General features: G+C 55.6%; 5 protein-coding genes. 3 read left to right on the top strand and 2 right to left on the bottom strand.

Annotated elements, in window-relative coordinates; translation table 11 throughout:
* The first annotated feature begins 366 nt into the window (after window positions 1-366).
* From BCS36_RS14175 to BCS36_RS08590, 3 genes are all read left to right on the top strand, one after another.
* A complete protein-coding gene (locus BCS36_RS14175) occupies window positions 367-666 on the top strand; it encodes a DVU_1557 family redox protein (protein WP_367209338.1) in 300 nt (99 codons plus the stop codon).
* Window positions 663-791 carry a hypothetical protein gene (locus BCS36_RS14170; protein WP_367209334.1) on the top strand — a complete coding sequence of 43 codons (129 nt, stop codon included), beginning with the start codon at window positions 663-665 and terminating at the stop codon, window positions 789-791. The genes BCS36_RS14175 and BCS36_RS14170 overlap by 4 nt, the downstream gene beginning before the upstream one ends.
* A 190-nt stretch (window positions 792-981) precedes the next feature.
* Window positions 982-2,736 carry a hypothetical protein gene (locus tag BCS36_RS08590; RefSeq protein ID WP_291302492.1) on the top strand — a complete coding sequence of 585 codons (1,755 nt, stop codon included), beginning with the start codon at window positions 982-984 and terminating at the stop codon, window positions 2,734-2,736.
* Window positions 2,737-3,000: 264 nt separating this feature from the next.
* Here BCS36_RS08590 and BCS36_RS08585 read toward each other — a convergent pair whose 3' ends face one another.
* Together BCS36_RS08585 and BCS36_RS08580 are read right to left on the bottom strand one after the other, a co-directional pair.
* Window positions 3,001-6,000, bottom strand: coding sequence for a CapA family protein (locus BCS36_RS08585; RefSeq protein ID WP_291302491.1), 3,000 nt, complete (start codon window positions 5,998-6,000; stop codon window positions 3,001-3,003).
* Window positions 6,001-6,232: 232 nt separating this feature from the next.
* Window positions 6,233-7,165: a hypothetical protein gene (locus BCS36_RS08580; RefSeq protein ID WP_291302490.1), complete on the bottom strand. Its 933-nt coding sequence runs from the start codon at window positions 7,163-7,165 to the stop codon at window positions 6,233-6,235.
* Between the last annotated feature and the right edge of the window lie 635 nt (window positions 7,166-7,800).

Below are 7,800 nucleotides of genomic sequence, written 5' to 3'. Positions count from 1 at the left end.
GCAGGTGGGGTTCCAGGAGAGCCCAAGCTTCATCGGATAAGTCGTGTCGCCGCTGTACGTTTTTCATGAAAGCACCCTCCGCATATGGTGCTCTCTTATAACCAAAAACTCGTGTAGACACAACCTAAAAAATAGGGGAGCATGGCACAGCGGTCACGCTCTTTTGTTGTCCCGATTTAACCGCCAGAATTCCGCTGTAAGGTGCTGGGATATTACCTGCTAAAGACAGGGCAAAAAAACCGCAGAACAAAAGGCTGTATTCCATCCTAAAAAGGGACATTTAACCCCCTGTTTTGGCGCTGCTTTTTCTTTTTCTCCCGTTCCTTCAGAAGCATTGATGTCAAAGGCCTGCGGCACCTTTTGCCCATGCCGCATGAGGGAAAGACAGAGCTGGTGCCCCCCCAACGCCGAAAAGGCTGTAACCGCAGAGTTCACGCCCCGGATATTTTCCAGAACCTTGTCTACGGAAAAGCAGACCTGTCTGACAATCTCATATGCCACGTCTGCAACGTGCTGCTTCAGCAAGTAAAAACCAATTTCAGCTCTCTCAGGCACACATTTTCCGCCGAGGTGCCCCGGTGTCCACAATGTAGTATGGTATACTTGCCGGAAAGCCTCGTCTGCGACCGCATGATCCCCGTTGAACAACTGCTTGAAGACAAATGAAACCATCGCATTGGATATACCACAGCGTGCTTTTGTTGTGCAAAATCTTCAGGATTTCTGTCGATCATGATGCCTTGCTTACCGCTGCTTTCAGAAAAATGGACAAGACTGTAACCATCCCCTAGAGTAGGCTCTGCGAATGATCGAGATTGCTGGCAAACTGGCATCAAGAAGGAGGCCGTGCGGAAATCTCGATTCACTGAAAGTGAATAGGCCAGGATTCGCGGGGAGACGGCGGATGCATTATGAATGTGAGCGAGTTGTAAAGCCTGCTCTTTCTAAAGAAGAAGGATATACCGGCCGGGGGAAACGATTATGACTGTAAAAGAGCGGTTTGCCCTTTTGAAAGAGTACGCGGGCTCGCGCTGCCCGGTTTTTTCGGGTGAACCGGGGTGCACGCTGGTTTTTTCCGTTTCGGACGGCACGGCACGCGCAACTGTGCGGCATGTTTCGGCGCCGACTTTTGACGAGGCCTGGCGGCTTGGTCTTATCCGCATCCAGAACCGTATGGAGCGGGACAAGCTTATAGGGCGGCATTTGCGTGTGGATTGGGTGGAATCAAGCGCCAGCGTAACCTGGGATGAGTTTCAGAAACGTCTGGCTGCTGTCAAGCGCACCTACTTCCGTTTTGGGCTTGCCTTTGACGCCAAACTGACCCATTTGCTGACCGAAATGGAATGTCATGCCAATGCTATTTTTTACGGCGGGGCGGACGTGTTTGTTGGCCGGTTCAACCCCGGCAACTTCGCGCGCTACGCTGCCGCGCGCTTTGCGGCCACCGTTGTTCCGCCCAGCTCTCCCCATACGCCGGTATGGCTTGTCAGCACGGGCGGAGCGTACTGCGGGCCGGATGGCACTCTTGTTCCTCTGCCGGGGCCATTGCCGCATGTCGCGGATTCCCTGAGCAGCGGCCTGTACACCGGGCACAGGAAAATCCCCCGGCTGACTCCCGAATTTCTCAGACAGGTCGTGGGCATGGGCAGCCAGTGGCTTTGCCGTCAGATTTTACCCGACGGAAAATTCGTGTATGGATATTTCCCCTGTTTCGACAGGGAGATAGCGTCATACAACAGTTTGCGCCACGCCAGTTCCGTTTATTCGCTTCTGGATGTGGTCAACTTCACCGGTGACAGATCCTTGCTGGAGCCTGCAATGCGCAGTCTGAAATATCTGGCTGCAAGCCAGATAAGGGAATACGAGCCGGAACCGGGGCGACGCGTGGCTTTTTTGGTGGACGCGACTACCGGAGAAATCAAGCTTGGGGCCAACGGGGCCGTACTGCTTGCCTATGCCAAGCATCGTGAATTGACTGGTTCGCAAGAATTTTGTGAACTTATGGAGCTGCTTGCCGAGGGAATAGCCTTTTTACAGAATGCCGAATCCGGCGTTTTTACACATGTTCTCGACAGCGAAACCCTGGCGGTAAAAAACGAATTTCGTATCATCTATTATGACGGTGAGGCTGTTTTCGGCCTTCTACGGCTTTATGCCCAGGATAACAATCCACGTTGGCTGAGCATTGCCCGCAAGGCCTTTGACTATTTTTTGAGCAGCAGAAAGCATGCCCAGGCCCACGACCACTGGCTCAGCTATGCAGCCAACGAAATGTATGCTTTTATTCCCGATGAGCGATATTTTTCGTTTGGTATCAATAACTGTTTGCAATATCTTGATTTTATTTTACAGCGTGAAACAACCTACCCCACGCTGCTTGAACTTATGATGGCTGCGCAAAAAATGCTTACAAAAGCGCAGCGGATGCGCCAAGACCACCTTGTCGACCTGATGGATATGGACAAGTTTCGCCGTGCGCTGCACTACCGCGCGCACTATCTGCTCAACGGCTTTTTCTGGCCGGAACTGGCCATGTTCTATAAAAATCCCGACCGCATTACGGGGGCCTTTTTTATCCGGCATCACGCGTTCCGTACCCGCATTGACGACACGCAGCACTATCTGTCCGGCCTCGCCGCGTATGGAGAAATGCTTGATGCTGGCGAGCCCTTGTGGGCCGCGCCTGAAGACGCCCGCTCCATGGGCACGCGTTTCAGAAAAGACGAGGGAACGTAGACCACAGGGTGAGGCCGTCCCCATCCATTTGTGGAGTCTGAGGAGAGGATATTATGAAATGCCGCAAACGGGGCGGAAGATTCTGGATATCAGGTCTTCCGCCCCGTTTGCGGCATTCAGAAAAAACACGGATACCGTGGGATCCCGGCGCACCGTGCCGCCTGTAGCCATGACATGATGCGCCCGCGCCGATACGTCGGCGCCACGGATTTGAAGCCTCGCCGCAAAAAGGAGGGATCTCTCAATACGGCCAGGGCTCATTGTTCAGGAGTCGAGCGTCAGGGAGATGTGCAAGGGCAGCACACGCGTACCCAGCACCTTCCCCTGGCGCAGCACGCGCACGCGGATGGCCAATTCCGCATTGTGAAGCAGGGCGGGCGCCGGTGGCAGCAGACCAAAAACATCCTTGTAGACGATTCCCGGTTCCCATCTGTTGGTAGGCCACATCCAGTCGCACGGGTCATGCCGCATGCCCTCGCCAAAACGCGGTGTGGGGTTTCCTTCCCGTGGACCGACCGTAATGTCCAGCAGGAGGTTGTCATCGATTTTTTCCCTGATACTCCAGTATGTTTCAAGCCAGAGTATTTGCCGCTGTCGCATCTGTCTGCTTGACGACGGTACCCAGCAGCCGCGTAGCATCAGCGGCCCGAGGGGGAGCGGCGGGGTAAGCGAGAGGTGGGCCGGCAGGTCAATTTCGCGCATGATCCATTCCGGTCGTGGGCGATTTTCAGGCGATGGTGCCGGTGCCGGGCCTGCTGACGTGAAGGTTGCGGCGTTCAGGGGCAGGGCGCTGCGGCGTTGCGGCCATAGGTCTACGCCTGCGGTGTCACTGTGTTGTATGACCTCTGTTCCAAGCTGACGGCTCCGTTCGGCAAAAAAGGCCACCCCTCTGGCAGCGTCTTCGCCTTCGGCGGGAACCGTGCGTCCGCCACCCGACAGCAGGGGAAGAAAGCGCACCTTGCTTATCCCCTCTGGCGAAAGGGTAAGGGTAAACAGCCCGCAGTCGCTAAACCGCTCTTGCAGAACATCGGTAAGCAGATCGCCCGCGCCGTAAATTATGGGGCGCTCATTATACGTTTCAAGAGCGGGGCAGGTTTGCGGAGAAGCGAAAAAGACGGCGTCGGCTCCGGCATTTATGACCGCGTGCGCTATGCCCCTGTGTATTTTGCCGGGGCCGCTCTGGGTGTTGATATTGCCGTGTATGACAAAAATCACCGTGTGGGCGGTTTTTCTGGCTTGGGCGATTCGCGGGCAGGTTTCTTTATACCACAGGTCCGGGTTGCACAGGGGCAGATGCCAGTTGCCCGCCGTTTGCGGGTCGGCCGCAAAAACCGGCATGGTGCTGTCCACGGAAAAAACAGCCATGGTGTAGTGGCGTACCTGAACGTATGCGGGGCTGCCGGCTTCCCGCACACTGGCCCCGCTGCCCGCGTGCTGGATACCCATGGCGTCCAGATGCCGTAACTGTTCGCACAGGGCTTCCCGGCCATAGTCGCCGCTATGATAATTGGCTGTGGCCACCATGCGGATCCCGGCCTGACGCAAAATTTCCAGCTGTTCAGGCCGTGCCCTGAAATATGTGGGGGCGACGACCCCCTTGTCTACCTTGGGCTGTCCCTGCATGGCCGCCACGCAGTTAAGCGTGGCCAGGGCCGCATCCGCCTTGTGCAGAGCGCTGACGGCTCCAAGGGCGCGGGCATATCCATTGTTGCCGCATTCAATGTGCATTCTGCGCCCCAGATTGATGTTGCCGCCAATGGCGACAGCCGCTGTCGAGGCATGCGGATCCTGCTTTGCGGAATCAAAAAGGCGGTGCTGACTTAACAGGTGCATCACGGTACTGGTCAGCTTGTGCCCGGAGCTCTTGAACATGACGGTATCACCGTCTTGCAGCCACGTTGTCAGTTCCGCCCGCAGTTCTTCCGGAGTGGCGAACCATTTGCCCTTTATGCCGCCAGCAAGCGTGTTCCATACGTGGCGCATGAGTGGCCCGCAGAGCAGAAGGCGGTCGGGCGCGGCCTCTTTTATGGGCAGTGTGAGCTCAAGATGCTTTTCCACCTCGCTGTTGCCCAGTTCGGCAATGTCGCCGAGAATGGCCACCCTGGAACCAGGGCTGGCGGCGGCGAAACAAAGCCCCTGCAGGGCTGCGCGCATGGAGTCGGGGTTGGCATTGTACGAGTCGTCAATAACCGTGATATGTTTGTTTTCCACAAAAATGCGATGCCGCCTTCCGCGACCGGGTAGCAGATCGGGATCTTCCAGTGCTGCGAAACATTGCTCGACAGGATAGCCGAGGGTTTGCACCGTCGCCAGAATCGCCAGCATGTTGGTTTGCAGGTGCGGGGGCAATGCGCAGGCAAAGCGGTGCGTCGCGCCGTCAATACTGACTGTGGCCTTGCCTTCGGCGTATTCCAAAAGACGAAAACGGGCGCTGGCGTGCTTTCCATACGCTACGATATTCAAGCCTTTTTTTTCGGCTTCGGCCGCAACCGTTTCATATTCCAGCATGTCACGATTAAGGATAGCATGCCCGCCAGCGTCCATGCCTGAAAAAATGGCGCTTTTGCGCAAGGCCACCTGGTGGGTGTCTTTCCAGTATACCAGGTGCGCCGCGCTGATCGCCAGCACAATGGCAATGTGCGGCCGCGTGAAAGATGAAATTCTCGCCGGATCGTTCAGGGCCACTTCCGCAATCCAGAAGGGAATATCCCGCGAGATGGAAGCAAGCAGGCAGGCATTGGCGCGCGGGCTGTTGCCCGACGCGAGGGTGTGTTCCGCCTGGCCGAAGCCGGACAGTACCTTGCCCAGCAGGTAACTCGTGCCGGTTTTACCAACAGAACCGGTGAGGGCAATGACCTTTCCGCTAAAGTGGTTGCGCGCATGCCGTGCAAGATCGGCCAGCGCGTTGCCCATATCGGCGACTTCCAGAATGGGCAGCCCCAGATGCCCAAGGTTGCTGCCGTCCTGGCAGATGATGCCTGCGGCCACTCTGGTTAGCGACCGCAAAACCGGCAGTGGAAACCAGCCCGGCGCGTGGCACAAGAGCACGCCCGGCCTTACGCGGTTGGGGGTGATGGCCACGCCGTTGGCATGCCAGCAGGAAGGCGGCCGTACAATCCATTGCCCGCCTGTGGCGGCGACAAGTTCATCCCTGCTCCAGTGAGCCAGCGAGTCAGGCAGTACATGCATGGCGCTCTGGTCGGCTCCCTCCGGGGGGTAGGCGAAGGGGGCGGGCAGTTGAGGCAAGGCTGATATGGGGGGCATGAGCTTACTCCCTGGATATGGCGTCACTGTTGTAAAAACTTCTGGGGGGTCTGAGATTGTGCGGTGCAAATGGAAGATGCCGCATTCGAGTATGCAAAAACCATCTGTTCGCCGCCATGCACGCCATGATAACAGTTTTTTTCTCCGGGTGAACAGAGAGAAAAGGCAAAGCCCACGAGTACAAGCGTCAACAGGAACAACAGCGTGGATGGACAGGCATACAGTTTGCCTGTCATTGCGGGCATAATTCCGCAGCGGCGTTCACAAGGGCTTCAACAATGGCGTCGTTATTTTCCGGACGGCGCTGATTTACCTCTGTCCATTTCTGGTAATTAAAGCGTAAAAAAGGTATGGTTTCAAATTTTCCAAGTTTTTCAAGGGTGCGTCGCATCAGGTTAAAGCCCGCCATATTGCCATTTTGCAGTACGGGGGTGCCGTCGCTGTATGAATAGCTGAATATGGGATCCCGCTCGGAAAGCACAAATCCCGCATCGGGGCAAAGGTTCCCCAGCGGCCGCCACACGCTTTTTGCCGCACTGTAAGAGCTTTTGAACACGCTGGCGCGGTACTGCGGGTCATGAACAATGGCCTTGAGCGTACTTCGGGCGCTGTCGGCTGTGGGTTCGCCCATTTGTCGCTTTTCACGCGGGGGGAATTCTTGCGCAGTGGCTTGCCGGGTCTTGTTATCCAAGGCCGATGCGCCTTGTCGCAGCCTGAAGGCGTCTTCAGAAAAGGCTGCCATCCCCTCATAGAACCATGGATTTTTGGAATAGGCCATGCCATTTTGTATCTGGTGAAAAAATTCGTGTGCCGGAGTCGGGTTTCTTTTGGGATCAACCTTGTTATTGAGGCCTATGACAAGAACGGGAACCCTTGGCAGATCACGATCCGCCAGCGTGGCGTCAACATTTTTCGGGTCAGGTCTGAGACTGGTTGCATCATAGGCCACACCGTTAAGCCCCCGCATGGCCGCGTTACCACGTATGGTCACATCAATATATTTTGTCCCTTTATAGCGGGGTGAATCCAGCGGCGACGGGAACCCGCCCACTATGCAAAACAAATGGTAGGCGACCATAAGCTGCTTTGCCACGTTTTCTACATAATCGGGGCAACCGCTATTGTTTGTGTCTTCCAGCGGCACGGCGTCTTCACCTTCCCGCATAAATTTTATGCGAAATATGCCTTGCTGGAAGATGCTGTATTTGCCGTACCCCCTGGGCAGTAAAATGCCATCATCCTGCCCGGCGGCTGCGGCGGAGGAAAGCAGAAGGCAAAAGGCAAGAACCAGTGTTGCCGCCGGTTGAAATAAGAGTCGCAGCTCTGAATGAATAGATCTACCACGCCGAAGCATTTCATGCATATTTTGCTTGCCCATCTTCCCTCTTGAGGTGTTTTTTTCGGAAGGCCGCGTTACGTAACCGGTTTTGTTGTTCCTGGTATTCGGTGCGGGCTTCGGCGTAATGCTGTTTCAGTACTGCGCAAAGGACAAGCCATCGACGCAATAAACGAATAACGGAATATCTTGCGTTATTGTATCGCCGTCTACGGCTTGGGCTTGTCTCCTGAACGGTGGGAAGTTTGGCGGGCTTGCCAGACCAAGACGTATGCTCTGTGGCAGATTACAAAGAATACATGAATCGGACAATATAGTTTTTTATCAACCCATATTAGAGCAATTTCACTTTGAAATTGTTCTGGTGCCTGCGGGAGCAAGCACTCGCAGTGAAGGCATAAGCGCAGCTTCAGCCGTTGCCTGAAGGGCTTACGGATGAAGACAGCAGCGCCTTTATTTGCGCT

It is taken from the genome of Desulfovibrio sp. MES5, from assembly GCF_002237645.1.
Taxonomy (GTDB): domain Bacteria; phylum Desulfobacterota; class Desulfovibrionia; order Desulfovibrionales; family Desulfovibrionaceae; genus Desulfovibrio.
The sequence above is the reverse complement of the archived record's forward strand: the minus strand, read 5'-3'. Positions and strand labels throughout refer to the sequence as shown.